The organism is Pseudoxanthomonas spadix (assembly GCF_003703395.1).
Lineage (GTDB): Bacteria > Pseudomonadota > Gammaproteobacteria > Xanthomonadales > Xanthomonadaceae > Pseudoxanthomonas_A > Pseudoxanthomonas_A spadix.
Map to the genome: position 1 here is coordinate 158,026 of NZ_RDQN01000005.1, position 14,928 is coordinate 172,953.

General features: G+C 67.6%; 8 protein-coding genes. 6 read left to right on the forward strand and 2 right to left on the reverse strand.

What is annotated here, in order from left to right:
• The first annotated feature begins 132 nt into the window (after positions 1–132).
• The 5 genes from D9R12_RS10160 (at position 133) to D9R12_RS10180 (ending at position 6,908) form a co-directional block, all read left to right on the forward strand.
• On the forward strand, positions 133–2,916 hold the full coding sequence (locus tag D9R12_RS10160; protein WP_122230215.1) for a TonB-dependent receptor plug domain-containing protein: 2,784 nt from the start codon (positions 133–135) through the stop codon (positions 2,914–2,916).
• A gap of 165 nt (positions 2,917–3,081) precedes the next feature.
• Positions 3,082–4,668: a flavin monoamine oxidase family protein gene (locus D9R12_RS10165; protein WP_122230216.1), complete on the forward strand. Its 1,587-nt coding sequence runs from the start codon at positions 3,082–3,084 to the stop codon at positions 4,666–4,668.
• Positions 4,665–5,108, forward strand: coding sequence for a c-type cytochrome (locus D9R12_RS10170; RefSeq protein WP_122230218.1), 444 nt, complete (start codon positions 4,665–4,667; stop codon positions 5,106–5,108). Before D9R12_RS10165 ends, D9R12_RS10170 begins: the two co-directional genes overlap by 4 nt.
• 39 nt (positions 5,109–5,147) lie before the next feature.
• Positions 5,148–5,651 carry a RidA family protein gene (locus D9R12_RS10175; protein ID WP_122230220.1) on the forward strand — a complete coding sequence of 168 codons (504 nt, stop codon included), beginning with the start codon at positions 5,148–5,150 and terminating at the stop codon, positions 5,649–5,651.
• A gap of 30 nt (positions 5,652–5,681) precedes the next feature.
• Complete coding sequence (locus tag D9R12_RS10180; protein WP_122230222.1) at positions 5,682–6,908, forward strand: pyridoxal phosphate-dependent aminotransferase; 1,227 nt, start codon at positions 5,682–5,684, stop codon at positions 6,906–6,908.
• Between the two features lie 107 nt (positions 6,909–7,015).
• Here the strand turns inward: D9R12_RS10180 and D9R12_RS10185 are convergent, their stop codons facing one another.
• Both D9R12_RS10185 and hemL read right to left on the reverse strand, forming a co-directional pair.
• Positions 7,016–9,775: a winged helix-turn-helix domain-containing protein gene (locus D9R12_RS10185; protein WP_122230224.1), complete on the reverse strand. Its 2,760-nt coding sequence runs from the start codon at positions 9,773–9,775 to the stop codon at positions 7,016–7,018.
• Between the two features lie 209 nt (positions 9,776–9,984).
• Positions 9,985–11,271, reverse strand: coding sequence for a glutamate-1-semialdehyde 2,1-aminomutase (gene hemL / locus D9R12_RS10190; RefSeq protein WP_122230226.1), 1,287 nt, complete (start codon positions 11,269–11,271; stop codon positions 9,985–9,987).
• A 414-nt stretch (positions 11,272–11,685) separates the two neighbouring features.
• Here hemL and D9R12_RS10195 point away from each other — a divergent pair, with 414 nt between their 5' ends.
• Positions 11,686–14,856: a TonB-dependent receptor gene (locus D9R12_RS10195; protein WP_122230228.1), complete on the forward strand. Its 3,171-nt coding sequence runs from the start codon at positions 11,686–11,688 to the stop codon at positions 14,854–14,856.
• Positions 14,857–14,928 lie beyond the last annotated feature (72 nt).

Consider the following 14,928-nt stretch of genomic DNA (forward strand, 5'->3'; position numbering starts at 1 on the left):
GGGGCGTGACGAAGGTTAGGTTTGGGTGAACCGTTGGCCATGTCCACCCAGGACGCCGGTTCAGGGGATCCGGGCCACTACCTCGCCTCCATCTCACCGCTTGTTTGCTTCGCCTTGCCAGGAGTCCAGCTCATGCGCAGTCGTCCCACCCGCCGTCCACTCGCTCTCGCCGTCGCCACCTCGCTGCGCCCTTCGTCGGCCGGGCTGCGCAGCCTGTCCTCGGTCCTGCTGCTGGCCACCGCCGCACAACTGGCCCAGGCTGGCGAGACCCCCGCCGCCGAAATCCCGCCCGCAGAGACGCCAGTCGCCGTCGCTCCGGCCGCCGAGGACCAGGCCAAGACCCTCGATGCGGTCTCGGTGATCTCCACCGGCACCCGCAAGGCCAACATGGCCGTGTCCGACAGCCCGGCGCCGATCCAGCTGGTCAGCGCCGAACTGCTCAGGAAATCCGCCGCGCCCGACCTGCAGAACGCGATCGCCAACCAGGTTCCCTCCTACAACGCGTCCCAGGTCGGCGGCGACATGGCCAGCCAGACCCTGAACGCGGCCCTGCGTGGCCTGACCGCCAACCACACCCTGATCCTGGTCAACGGCAAGCGCCGCCACGTCACCTCCAACTTCGGCGTGGCCGGCAACGGCGAAATGGCCACCGACCTGTCCTACATCCCGCAGTCGGCCATCGACCATGTCGAAGTGCTGACCGATGGCGCCGCGGCGCTGTACGGTTCGGACGCCATCGCCGGGGTGATCAACATCATCCTGAAGAAGGACGCCTCCGGCGGCGAACTGAACGCCGGCTACGCGGGCTATTCCGATGGCGGCGGCGGCACTGATTCCTGGGGCGCCAACCTCGGCCTGGGCAACGAAACCGGCTTCGTCAACATCAGCCTGGAGGTCGAGAACCGCAAGTCGGTCTACCGCTTCTCCAATCCCAGCTACGCCAACTGCCTGCTCGACATTGCCGCCTGCCAGGCGTATGCGACGGCTAACGGCCGCGGCGACCTGCTCAGCCGCATCGCCAACGACCAGGGCGCCATCCTCAACAGCCGCTTCCCGGCGCTCAACGGCTGGCTGAACCCACCGCAGGTGCATCGCCAGGCGCTGTTGTTCAATTCCGGCTACAGCTTCGAGAACGGCATCGACTTCTACGCCGTCGGCAGCTATGGCAAGAAGAAAGCCCAGTCGGAAGAAAACTACCGGCGTCCTTCCCAGGATGGCGGCCACGACTTCAACGGCGACGGCGACGTCAGCGACCCCGGCGAGCACAAGTATCCGTATGGCTTCAATCCTTCCGAGGCCTCCGAGGAGGAGGACTACGAGCTGACCCTGGGCCTGAAGGGCGACCTCGCCGGCTGGGCGTGGGATGCATCCACGTCCTACGGCCGCAACGAAATGGACGTCTACACGCTGAACTCAATGAATTTCAGCCTGTGGAACGACTTTGGTGCATCGCCCGAGGACTTCTACGACGGCACCTTCTACAGCACGCAGTGGACCACGGACCTGAGCGTGAGCAAGGACTTCGACGTCGGCCTGTCCACACCGCTGTTCTTCAACGCCGGCGTGGAGTACCGGCGTGATGAATACGGCATCGAACCGGGCGAGCCGGCCTCGTACTACGGCGCCGGCGCCTCGTCCTTCCCTGGCTACAACCCGCTGGGCACCGGTGACTATTCGCGTCACAACTACGCGGTGTTCGCCGATGTGGTGCTGAATCCGACCGAGAACTGGCTGGTGGACCTGGCCGGCCGCTATGAGGACTACAGCGACTTCGGCAGCAAGTCGGTCGGCAAGATCACCACCCGCTACGACTTCACCGACACCTTCGCCGTGCGCGGCACCTACAGCACCGGCTTCCGCGCGCCGAACATGGGCGAGAACTATTACTCGGCCATCCAGGTCAGTCCGGTCGGCGCCACCGCGACCCTGGCCGGGGCCACGGTCGGCAACGGCCTGAAGCCGGAAACCAGCGAAAACATCTCCCTGGGACTGGTGTTCAACCCGATCCAGAACCTGACCATGACCCTGGACGCCTACCAGATCAAGATCGAGGACCGTACCTACATCGGCTCCTTCGCCTACTCCACCGCCCAGGCGGCCGACACGCTGACTGGCCGCACCACCGGCAGCTGGAACGCCGACCTGCCCGATCCGGCCGACACCGATGGCGACGGCGTCCCGGACGACAGCTACAACCAGATCCTCGGTGACGCGCTGGTGGCTGGTGGCTTCATCAGCGACCCGATGGATCCCAGCGCGCCGGGCGGCAGCTTCGACCAGACCGCGCGCGCCAACATCAATATGAGCTTCTTCAGCAACGTGCTGGACACCAAGAGCACCGGCGTGGACCTGGTGACAAACTACATGAGCGAGTTCGCCTGGGGCTCGATCGACTGGCTGCTGGCGGCCAACTACAACGAGACCGAGGTCACCCGCGCCGGCCGCGCGCCGGGCTTCGAGACCATCCCGCTGTTCACCGCCGCCAACGTCTCCGACATCGAGCACAACAGCCCCAAGTACCGCGTCAACCTGGCCGCCACCGTCAACTGGGACAAGTTCAGCCTGACCTTGCGCGAGTCCATCTACGGGCCGCAGTACACCGTGGCCAGCCTGAGCGGCTATGAGCAGTTTGCCGACCAGCTGGACACGGTCACCCTCGACGGCGGCGCCTATTACAAGCAGGAGATCGGCACGATGGCGTTGACCGGCTTCGACCTGAGCTTCAAGCCCAATGACGCCTGGACCCTGGCCGTGGGTGGCGACAATATCTTCAACGAATACCCGGACAAGATCCCCTCGCCGGTGTGGGATTACGACGTGGCCAACTACCAGAACGGCAACAACGAGTATCTGACCGGCAGCCCGGTCGGCTACTTCGGCGCCCGCTACTACGCCAAGCTGACCTACCGCTTCTGATCGATCCGGCGCCGGCTCGCGGGCCGCGCCGGCGCGCTTTCCTCAAGCTCAAGGTGCTTCGGTTGCGGTGGACGGTCAGGGCGCCGTCCGCCGCATTTTTCCGCCCCCGCACCGGCATCCATCACAAGGCAATCAAACGCAATGCAAGACCGTGTCCGAAGTGGAATGAGTCGTCGCCAGCTGTTGGGCCGCATCGGCCTGGCCGCAGGTGGCACGATGATGTACCAGGCCATGACCAGCCTGGGGTTTGCCGCCGAATCCGGCTACAAGGGGCCCGTGCGGCTGGAGGGCAGTCCCAGGGGCGCCAGCGTGCTGGTGCTGGGCGCGGGCCTGGCCGGCATGACCACCGCCTTCGAGCTGCGCAAGGCCGGCTACCAGGTCAGGATCCTCGAATACAACGCACGTCCGGGCGGGCGCAACTGGACCCTGCGCGGCGGTGATACCTATACCGAGCTGGGCGGCCAAACCCAGCACTGCGGCTTCGACGAAGGGCTCTACATCAATCCGGGCCCGTGGCGGATCCCGCACCACCACCGCGCGGTGCTGGCCTACTGCAAGCAGTTCAACGTGCCGCTGGAATCGTTCGTGCAGGTCAACTACAACGCCTTCCTGCACAACACCGAGGCCTTCGGCGGCAAGCCGCAGCGCTTCCGCGAGATCGATGCCGACTACAAGGGCCAGGTGTCCGAGCTGCTGGCCAAGGCCACCGCGCAGGGTGCGCTGGACCAGCAGGTGACCAAGCAGGACCAGGAGCTGCTGCTGGAATCGCTGCGCAGCTGGGGCGCGCTGGACCGCAACATGGCCTACGTGGCGGGCGATGACAGCAACCTGCGCCGCGGCTATGCCAAATACCCCGGCGGCGGCCTCGGTGGCAAGCCGGAGCTGTCGACGCCGCTGTCGCTGGAGGACGTGCTGCGCTCGCGCCTGTGGAAGCAGCTGGCGGCCGGCACCAACATCGAAATGCAGACCAGCATGTTCCAGCCGGTGGGCGGCATGGACCAGCTCGGCAAGGCGTTCGCGCGCGCGCTGGGCCCGGGCGTGATCCAGTACAACGCCAGGGTCACCGGCATCGACCAGGACGAGCACGGCGTCACCGTGACCTACGAAGACACCGGTGCGCCGGGCAGCACCCACACGGCCACCGCCGACTGGTGCGTATGCACGATCCCGTTCTCGGTGCTCAGCCGCATCCCGGTCAAGGTCGGCCCGGCCATGGCCGATGCGATCACCAAGCTGCCCTATGCCTCCTCGGTGAAAGTGGGGCTGCAGTTCAAGCGCCGCTTCTGGGAAGAGGATGAGGCCATCTACGGCGGCATCAGCTACACCAACCTGCCGATCAGCAACATCAGCTATCCCAGCACCGGCTTCCATGCGCCGGGCAAGGGCGTGCTGCTGGGCGCCTATGTCTGGGGCCTGGATGCATTCGACTTCACCTCGCACAGCCCGGCCGAACGTGTGCGCCGCACGGTGGCCTATGGCAGCCAGATCCACCCGCAGTACCCGAAGGAATTCGACAACGGCATCTCGGTGGCCTGGCACCGGGTGCCGGGCAATCACGGTTGCTTTGGCACCTGGACCGAGGACCTGCGCGCCCAGCACTACCAGGCGGCCTGCCAGATCGACGGCCGCATCGCCATGGCCGGCGAGCACATTTCCTACATCCCGGCCTGGCAGGAGGGCGCGGTCCTGTCCGCGCACGATGTCATCGGCCGCCTGCATGCCAAGGTGATGGCCACCGGAGGCCGCGCATGAACGCCCGTGTCCTGATCGTGGTCGCGCTGGCGAGCGCGCTGCTGGCCGGGCCGGCCTGGCTGGCCGCGCCGGTGCGCGCGCAGAGCTCCGATGCCACCGGCCTGGCCAACACCCGCGACTTCGCGCAGGCCGACGGCGCCCAGGTCTATGCCACCATCTGTGCCGGTTGCCACATGCCTGACGGCCAGGGTGCGCGCGGTGCGGGCGAATATCCCGCGCTGGCCGCCAACCCCAAGCTGGCCGCCGCGCCCTACGTGGAGATGATGGTGCTGTCGGGCAACGGCGCGATGCCCGGTTTTGCTGGCATGCTCAGCGATCGTCAGGTGGCCGAAGTGACCACGTATGTCCGCACCCACTTCGGCAACCGGTACGACGATGTGGTGACCGAGCAGGACGTCAAGGCCCTGCGCGCCTCGCTGGCCACCGCATCCGCAGATTGAGCTGTGCCTTCTTCCATTACCTTTCTTTACGGAGTTCCCATGGCCCTGTCCCGTTCCCTGCGTCTCCCACTGCTGACCGCCCTGCTGCTGCCGCTGGCTGCCCAGGCCGCCGATGTGGTGCGCGTGCCGATTCCCGGCAGCGATTTTCCGATTGCCGCGGCGGTGGAAGTACCGGCCGGCAAGGCCACCATCTACCTCAGCGGCAAGGTGCCGGCAGTGACCAATCCTGCGGCGCCCAAGGATTCGGTGGAAGCCTTTGGCGACATGAAGACCCAGACCATCAGCGTGCTCACCCAGATCCAGAAGCAGCTGGAAGGCATGGGCCTGGGGATGAAGGACGTGGTCAAGATGCAGGCCTTCCTGGTCGGCGGCCCGGAGACCAGCGGCAAGATGGATTTCAAGGGCTTCATGGAGGGCTACACCCAGTTCTTCGGCAAGGACGCCAAGCAGATGAACCTGCCGGCGCGCTCGGCCTTCCAGATCGCCGCGCTGGGCAATCCGGGCATGCGCATCGAGATCGAAGTGATCGCCGTGCGTCCCTGATCGATCCCTTTCCCGTACCGGAGTCGTCCGATGAACATGCCCTTCTCCCGTCGCCAGTTCCTGCGCAATTCCGCCCTTGCCGCCGGCGCCAGCGTCGGCGCCCCGCTGCTGGCCCTGCCCGGCGCAGCCCTGGCCCAGCGTGCCGGCCCGGCGCGCCTTGCGGTGGACCCTGACGCCGCCGCCGCACTGGGCCTGGCGCCGGTGATGATCAACGCCAACGAAAATCCGCTCGGTCCCAGCGAGGCCGCGCTGAAGGCGATCAACGGCATCGCCCCGCAGGGCGGGCGCTACCTGGGTGAGCTGGCGCAGGAACTGGTCCAGGAACTGGCCACCCAGCTGGGCCTCAAGCCCGAGCACATCGTGCCCTACGTCGGTTCCACCCCGCCGCTGCAGTACACGGTGATGGCCTTCACCTCACCCAGTGCCTCGCTGGTCACCGCCGACCCCACGTTCGAAGCCGGCTGGCGGGTGGCCGAGTCGACCAAGGCGCCGGTCCACAAGATCCCGCTGCGCGCCGACTACAGCCATGACGTGCAGGCCATGTGCGCAGCCGATGCCGGCGCCGGCATGCTCTACCTGTGCAATCCCAACAACCCGACCGGTTCGATCACCACCCGCAAGGACATCGAGTACGCGCTGGCGCACAAGCCCAAGGGCAGCATCCTGGTGCTGGACGAGGCCTACATCCACCTCTCGCCGAGCGCGGTCAGCGGCGTGGACCTGGTTGCGGCGGGCCAGGACGTGGTGGTCCTGCGCACCTTCTCCAAGCTCTACGGCATGGCCGGCATCCGCCTGGGCTATGCCGCCGCGCGTCCGGACCTGCTCAAGAAGATGACCTATTTCGGCATCAATGCGCTGCCGGTGACAGCCATGGCCGCCGGCCTTGCCAGCCTGCGCGATCCGCAGCTGGTGCCCACCCGCCAGCGCACCAACGCCGTGCTGCGCGACGAGGTCACCGCCTGGCTGACCGCGCAGGGCCATGCGTGCACGACCTCGGAGAGCAACTGCTTCATGGTCGATGTCAAGCGCCCGGCACCGGAGTTCATGCAGGCCATGGCGACCTACGGGGTGTTCGTCGGTCGCGCCTGGCCGGTGTGGCCGACCTGGTCGCGCATCACCGTTGGCACCGCGCCGGAAATGGCACGTTTCAAGGACGCTTTCGCCAAGGTGATGGCCGGCCAGCGCGGCCCGCTGCCGGTCAAGACCGCGATGCTGCAGGACGAACGCCGCGACGGCAGTGTGACCGCCTACGCCTGAGCGGCACGGCGGTGGCGGGTCGAGACCCGCTCTACGCGGCAAGGCGGTGGCGGGTCGAGACCCGCCCTACGCGGCTGGCCGGCTCGGCGGGCGCGCCGGGCCGCGGGTCATGCCGGTGGCCTGGCCGCGGCGATCAGGCCGCGCTGCAGGGCAATGCCAAGCGCGGCCTCGCGGGTGCTCGCTTCCAGCTTGCGGTAGAGGTTCTTGAGATGGAACTTGACCGTATTTTCCGACACCGCCAGACGCCGGGCGATCTGCTTGTTGGAATGGCCCAGGGCCAGCTCGGCCAGCACTTCCAGCTCGCGTTCGCTGAACAGTTCGGTGACCAGTGCCTGTTCACAGGACAGCTTGTCCAGCAGGGTCTGGATGGTCAGCGCCCGGGTGGTGCCGGCGGCGGCCTGCGGGTCCAGCTGACGCGCACTGCGCAGCAGCGCCTTGACCGGCAAGCCCACTTCCAGCGCCACCTGCCAGGCGCGGGTCCCGGCGATGTGGTCCAGCGCCGCGCGCAGCGGCGGCAGCATCGATTCCATCTGCCCACGCTGCTGCAGGGTCAGGGCCAGTCGCAGCTGCACGCGGCCCAGGTGGTACTGGTCGCCGGCCGCTTCGGCGGCCTGCTGCTGCTTGCGCAGGATCGCCAGCGCCTGGCCCGCGCGTCCGGCCTGGGCGTGCCAGCGCGCCAGGACAAAGCCCAGCGCATGGGCCTGGCGCCAGCCGTGGCCACTGGCCAGGGCGTGGTCGAATGCGGCTTCGCCGCCGCAGCGGGCGATCATCGCGTCGGTGGCGTGGCTGCCGGGCAGGTCCAGCAGCAGGTCCAGGCGCCAGGCGGCGGCCAGCTCGGCCAGGCGGACCAGGTGCCGGCGCGCGGCCAGGGCATCGATGCGGGCCAGCAGCGCGTGCGCCGAACGCCCGCTGCGGTCGCGCTGGCGGGCCAGGGTCAGCGCGGTGGCGTAGCCGGCCACGTAGGCATCGACCCAGCCGTCGCCGCGTTCCAGGGTGTCCAGTGCACCGTCGAGCAGGTCGGAAGCTTCGTCGTAGCGGCCGTGCTCGGCCTGCAACTGGGCCAGCAGGCAGCGGCAGGCAGCGACCAGCGTGGCATCGGCGGCATCTGCGCAATGGGCCAGTTGCAGGGCGCGGCGGTAGCTCGCTTCGGCCTGGTCCAGGGCGCCGCGGTAGAACTGGCCCTGGCCCAGGTGGACCAGGGCATAACCCACAGTGGCCGGGGTCTGGCTGCGGGTCATGACCTCGGCAGCGTCCTGCGCCAGCGCCTGGGCGGCGGGGAAGTCGCCACGGCCCAGCGCCGTGGTCGCGCAGATGCACAGCAGCGTGCCGCGGCCCAGGTGGTCGTCCTCATCCAGTGCCCGCGCCTGCGCCGACAGCTGGGCGATGCCGCGCGCGTTGCCGCAGATCTGGTCCAGCAGGCCGCGCAGCAGCGCCACCACCACCACGTAGTCGCGTTCCAGCGGCGCGCGCTGGCTTTCCGGGAAATCGCGGAAGCGCTCCAGCAGCGTCTGGGCATGGCTGAACTCGCCCAGGCGCATGTGCAGGTAGGCCTGGGTCAGGTTGAGCGCCGGCGTGTCACGCACCAGGCGCGGATCGAACTGGCGCAGCAGCGCGGCCACCGAGGCGGTGCCGTGCCGCAGCAGCATCTGCCAGCTGCCAGCCTGGCCGATGCAGTCGGCCGCCAGCGGCACATCGTGCGCGGCCAGTGCGTGGCGCACCGCTTCGGGCAGGTGACCGTGCTCGGCGCACCAGCGCGCCGCGCGCTGGTGCAGGCCGCCGACCAGGCCGGGCGACTGGCGATCAAGCTGCTGATGCAGGAACTCGGCGAACAACGGGTGGTAGCGAAACCATTCCTGGTCATCGTCCAGCGGCACCAGCAGGCCATGGAAGTGGCCCAGGCCGGCCAGCAGCTGGCCGCTGTCCCGGCGCTGGCGCACCGCATCGGCCAGGGCCGCGTTGAAGCGCTCCAGTACCGCGGTCTCCAGCAGGAACGCGCGCAGCGCCGGGGCCAGGTCGCTGACCACCTGTTCGGCCAGATAGGCGGCCAGTCCGGCGGTGCGTCCGGAAAACCGGGCCACGTCCTCGCTGCGGCGCCCATCGCCGGAGATCCACAGCGCCGCCAGGCGCACGGCCACCGGCCAGCCTTCGGTCTTTTCGCGCAGGCGGCGGGCGTCGTGCTGCGAAGAGGTCGCGCCCAGCACGGCCTGGGTTTCGCCGCTGTCCAGCGCCAGCTGCGTGGCGTCCACGCGCTGCAGCGCACCGTGCACGTCCAGGCGCGCCAGTGGCAGTGCCGGTGCGCGGCGGGTGGCCACCAGCACGTGCAGCAGCGGGCCGCCGTGTTCGACCAGCAGGGTGATGATTTCGTCGGCGGCCGGGCAGGCGGCGCGGTCGTAGTCGTCCAGGATCAGCACCAGCGGCTGCTGCGCGCAGCGGACCGCGCGCAGCAGTGCGGTGCGGGTGGTGGCGGTGTCCAGTTCGCGCCAGTGGGCCAGGCCCAGCGGCAAGGTGCTGTTGTCGAAGGCGCCCAGTCCCAGCGTCAGCGCCAGGTAGGCGAGCAGGCGCGCCGGTTCGGCATCGCCCTCGTCCAGCGACAGCCAGGCGACCTGGGCCTGGCCGGTCGCCAGCAGGTGCGCGTGCCACTGCGCCAGCAGGGTGGTCTTGCCGAAGCCCGGTGGCGCCAGCAGCAGGGTCAGCGGCAGGGCGATGCCGGCATCGAGGGTCTCGAGCAGGCGCGCGCGCGATACCGCGTCCACGTGCAGGCGCGGCGGCTCGAGCTTGTCCGGCAGGATCCAGTCCGCCGCGATGGCCCCTTCGCGCAGGGCGAGGGGACGCGGTCCGATCAGTGCGACGGGTTTTGCAGCAGGCACGTGCGTCTCCGCTGACGGGCCGATCTTCTCGAAGAAGATCGAGCCAGGACGTCGAGCACGCAAGCCAGTGCGCCATCAGGCGCCGCGCCGCTCGGATGCTGTGACAGGGCCCCCGCCCATACCTGTCCCTAGGTACCTGACCGTTACGTTATGTCACCAAGCGGTCACTTGCCAAGCCCGTGCCATGTGACCGGTCGCGCCGCGCCGGGTCAGGCGATGGCCAGGAACGCCGCGCGTGCTGCCTCCAAGGTCGCCGCAATGACCGTTTCATCATGTGAACTGGAGGTAAATCCGGCCTCGTAGGCCGACGGCGCCAGGAACACCCCGCGCTCGAGCATGGCGTGGAAGAACCGGTTGAACGCGGCCGTGTCGCAGGCGGTGGCCTGGGCGTAGGTCTCCACCTTCTGGTCGGTGAAGAACAGGCCGAACATCCCCCCCACCTGGTTGGTGGTGAGCGCCACGCCGGCCTGGGCCGCAGCCGCTTCCAGCCCGGCGCACAGGCTGGCCGTGGCAGCGGTGAGGCGCGCGTGGAAGCCCGGCGCCTGGACCAGCTCCAGCATTGCCAGGCCGGCGGCCATGGCCACCGGATTGCCCGACAGGGTGCCGGCCTGGTAGATCGGCCCGGCCGGGGCGATCTGGCGCATCAGCTCGGCGCGGCCGCCATAGGCACCCACCGGCATGCCGCCGCCGATGATCTTGCCGAAGGTGGTCAGGTCCGGGGTGATCCCGTAGTGCGCCTGCGCCCCCCCAAGCGCGACCCGGAAGCCGGTCATCACCTCATCGAAGATCAGCACGGCGCCATGCTGGCTGCACAGCGCGCGCAGGTGCTGCAGGTAGCCTGCCCGCGGCGGGATGCAGTTGGCGTTGCCGACCACCGGCTCGATGATGACCGCGGCGATCTCGCGACCGATCTCATCGAACAGTGCCGTGGCGCCGTCGAAGTCGTTGTAGCTCAGGGTGGCGGTCAGCGCGCTCAGGCCCGCGGGCACGCCCGGCGAGGTCGGCACGCCCAGGGTCAGCATGCCGCTGCCGGCCTTGACCAGGAACGAATCGCCGTGGCCGTGGTAGCAGCCTTCGAACTTGACGATGCGCTGGCGCCCGGTGGCCCCGCGCGCCAGGCGGATCGCCGAGAGGGTGGCCTCGGTGCCGGAGTTGACCATGCGCACCATCTGGCAGGACGGCACCAGGCCGGTGATGGTTTCGGCCATGGTGACCTCGGCCGGGCAGGGCGCGCCGAAGGACAGCCCGTCGCCGATTGCCCTGGCCACCGCTTCGCGCACGTGCGGATGGTTGTGGCCGACGATCATCGGCCCCCACGAGCCCACGTAGTCGATGTAGCGGTTGCCGTCCACGTCGAACAGATACGCCCCATCGGCGCGCTGGACGAAGAACGGCTCGCCGCCCACCGACTTGAACGCGCGCACCGGCGAGTTGACCCCGCCGGGGATCAGCGCCTGGGCGCGGGCGAAAAGGTCGTGGGAGCGGGCGTGCTGCATCGAAGGATCCTGTGCTTGAGCGGAGGGGCGGGTCCGGAAGAGGCGGGCCAGGCGTCGGACGCCAGTTGCGAGGTCGGCATGACAGGGCCACCGGCCACATCGACCGTATCTGGATCCTGAAGGCTGGCGACCAGTCTTTCGGCGCCCCAGACCTGCCCATTGTCGCGGTTGCCGCCCGCCAGGGCCACCGGCGCAGACCCGACCTACCCATCCAGCCGGGACCTACCCGTCGAAAGGCTGTCGCCGATCCTGCCCGTTCCCTAGCATCCATGGCGCATGTCGCTGCATGAGCTCATCAATAACGGCCATTGGCCAGCGGCGCACAGGCTCTGCACCGTGTCATCCAGCGTCGTTCTCAGGGGTGAAACGACGCATCTCTCAGCATGCCGACCTAACTTGGGGAATAAAAACAGCATGAATCGACTGATCCGCAGGAGCGCCTTGGCGCTTGCCTTGACGGTGGCCATCAGCGCCGCCCACGCCCAGTCCACCACGGGCCGGATCTTCGGCACCGTCAGCGGCGCCGGCGATGCCGACACGGTACTGGTCGAAAGCAGCAGCGGCTTCTCGCGCGAGGTCAAGGTCGAAGGCGGTCGTTATTCGCTCAGCAGCCTGCCGCTGGGCACCTACACGGTCACCCTCAAGCATGACGGCGCCGTGGTGGATACCCGCGATGGGGTATCGATCCTGGTCGGTGCCGGCACCGAGGTGGGGCTGTCGGCCGATGGCGCCACCACCCTGGGCGCGGTGGCGGTCAAGGGCACACGGATGATCTCGCCGATCGACGTCAGCAGCGTCGACACCCGCACCGTCATCACCTCCGAACAGCTGCAGCAGCTGCCGCTCGGCCGCAGCGCCGAGGCCATCGCACTGCTGGCACCGGGCGTGGTGGTCAACAGCGGAGGTTTCGACAACGGCCCGCTGGGCGGCTCGCTGCCCAGCTTCGGTGGTTCGGCCGCCTCGGAAAACGCCTATTACCTCAACGGCTTCAACACCACCAACACGCAGAACAACCTCGGCGGCCTGACCCTGCCGTACGGTGCCATCGACCAGCAGGAAATCTTCACCGGCGGCTACGGCGCGCAATACGGCCGCTCCAATGGCGGGGTGATCAACCAGGTGGGCAAGCGCGGCACCAATGACTGGAAGTTCGGTGCCGCGGTGGTGTTCGAGCCCAACGCGCTCAAGGCCGACCAGAAGGACATCTACTGGCGTCCGGACAGCCAGACCTCCACGACCAGCAACACCGCCTACAACTACGCACGCGCGGCAAATGGCCTCTACCAGCCACTGAGCGAGACCAAGGCCACCTCGGAGACCTACAGCGCCTATGTGGGCGGCCCGATCCTCAAGGACAGGCTGTTCTTCTTCCTGGCCGGCGAGCGGGTGAACTCGCACGGCACCCGCATTGCCAGCAACCGCGACGCGGACAATGGCAATTCCGGCGGCCTGACCGAGTACGACTACGAGCAGAACCGCTGGTACGGCAAGCTGGACTGGTATATCACCGACGACCACCTGCTCGAGTTCACCGGCGCCAGCGACGAGTACGAGACCGGCGGCATCATCTACCGCTACGACTACGTCAATCGCGAGAAGGGGGCCTATTACACCAACGAGAACATCAACGAGGCCGGTCCGACCCTGTACTCGGCCAAGTACACCGGCTATTTCGGCGACAACGTCACCGTCAACGCGTTGTACGGCGAAATGAAGACGCCGGACGAGATCAGCTACTACAACTACGATCCGGCCAACGGGCCGATGATCAACAACATCGCGCTGCAGAACCCGGCCTACAACGGCGGCACGCCGATTGCCGGCGCGCAGAGGCAGGCGTCGATCACCGCCTCGGACCGCGAGTACGAAAAACGCAACCTGCGCCTGAGCCTGGAGTGGCGTATCGGCGACCACGCGATCACCGCCGGTATCGACAACCAGAAGCTCGAGGCCACCAACATCGGCTCGCAGGCCTCGGGCCCGGGGTACGCGTGGAGCTACGACAGGACCGACGATCCGTACGGTCTGAACACCGGCGGCCTGATCAGCCAGTCGGCCAACGAGGCCGGTGGCGTCGGCGCGCCCAGTCCGGCCCTGGTCGATCCGATCTACGGGAGCTCGGGCTACTACGTGACCAAGAACACCAGCATCGGCCTGAACTCCTATGACGCCGACCAGAAGGCCTACTACCTGGAAGACAAGTGGCAGGTCACTCCCAACCTGCTGCTGAGCCTGGGCCTGCGCAAGGACGAGTTCACCAACTACGTCCCGATCAGCCATGAGCCATACATCGACGTCGATGCCTGGTCGCCACGTGTCGGCTTCAGCTGGGACGTGCACGGAGACTCGACCCTGAAGGTCTTCGGCAATGTGGGCCGCTATTATCTCGGCCTGCCGCTGTCGGCCGTGGGCCTGTTCACCTCCTCGGTGTCCAAGAGCGAATACTTCACCTACAGCGGCATCAATGCCGACGGCACGCCGGTCATTTCGCAATCGCTGGGTCCGGCGGTGTCGGCCAACTCGCGCTTCGGCCGTGCCTCGGACCCCAGCGCCGCGGTGGTCGATGACATCAAGGGCGAGAACCAGGATGAAGTGATTCTCGGCTTCACCCAGCAACTGGACAGCGGCTGGGTGTACGGCGTGCGGGCGACCTATCGCCGCCTCAACGATGCCATCGACGACCAGAACTTCGACACCAGCAACGTCGGCCTGGCCAATTCCGCCGCCGCCCAGGGCGTGGACATCGACTGGACCCGCACTGCGGGCGCCGAGTTGATCAACCCAGGCAAGACCAACGTCTGGAATGTCTACGACACCGCCGGCAACCTGCGTCAGGTCGCCGTGACCCGCGAGGCGGCAGGTTTCCCCGAACTCAAGCGTGACTATGGCGCGCTGGAGTTCAACTTCGAGCGCCCCTTCGACGGCAAGTGGTATGCCAAGTTCAACTACGTCTGGTCACACAGCTACGGCACCACCGAAGGTCAGTTGCGTTCGGACCTGTTCCGCAGCGGCGGTGCCCTGGGCAGTTATCAGGGCCAGGCCGCAGTCTCCACCACGCAGAGTTGGGACCATGCTGCGCTGATGGAAAACACCAACGGCGACCAGTCCAATGATCACCGCCACCAGATCAAGTTCTATGGCTACTACCAAGTGGACGATGAGTTTGGTGTGTCGGCCAACCTCAGCATGACTTCCGGCTCGCCCAAGAACTGCCTGGGCAACTATTACGGAACGGCCTACAGCGGCACCGATCCGGCTGGTTACGGCGGCAGTGCGGTGACAGGCGGCCCGTACCACTACTGCTACAACCCGCAAACCGGTACCGGCGACCCCTCCCCTCCAGGCTCCCACGGCCGCATGCCGTGGATCAACCAGCTCGATCTGGGTCTAATCTGGAAGCCGCTGTTCGCCGATGGAAAGCTGGCAGTGAGCTTCAACGTGTTCAACGTCCTGGACGCCCAGAAGCCGACCACGGCCTATCCGTTCTCGCAGCTGCCGGACGGGTCGCAGAACCCGCTCTACGGCCAGGCCGTGGTCTATCAGACCCCGCGCTATGGTCGCCTGTCGGTTTCCTACGACTGGTAAGTCAAGGACCAGTGCTGCCCTGGCGGTGCGGCAGGGCAGGTGGCATGGCAACATTGGCGTCCATTGCAGGCG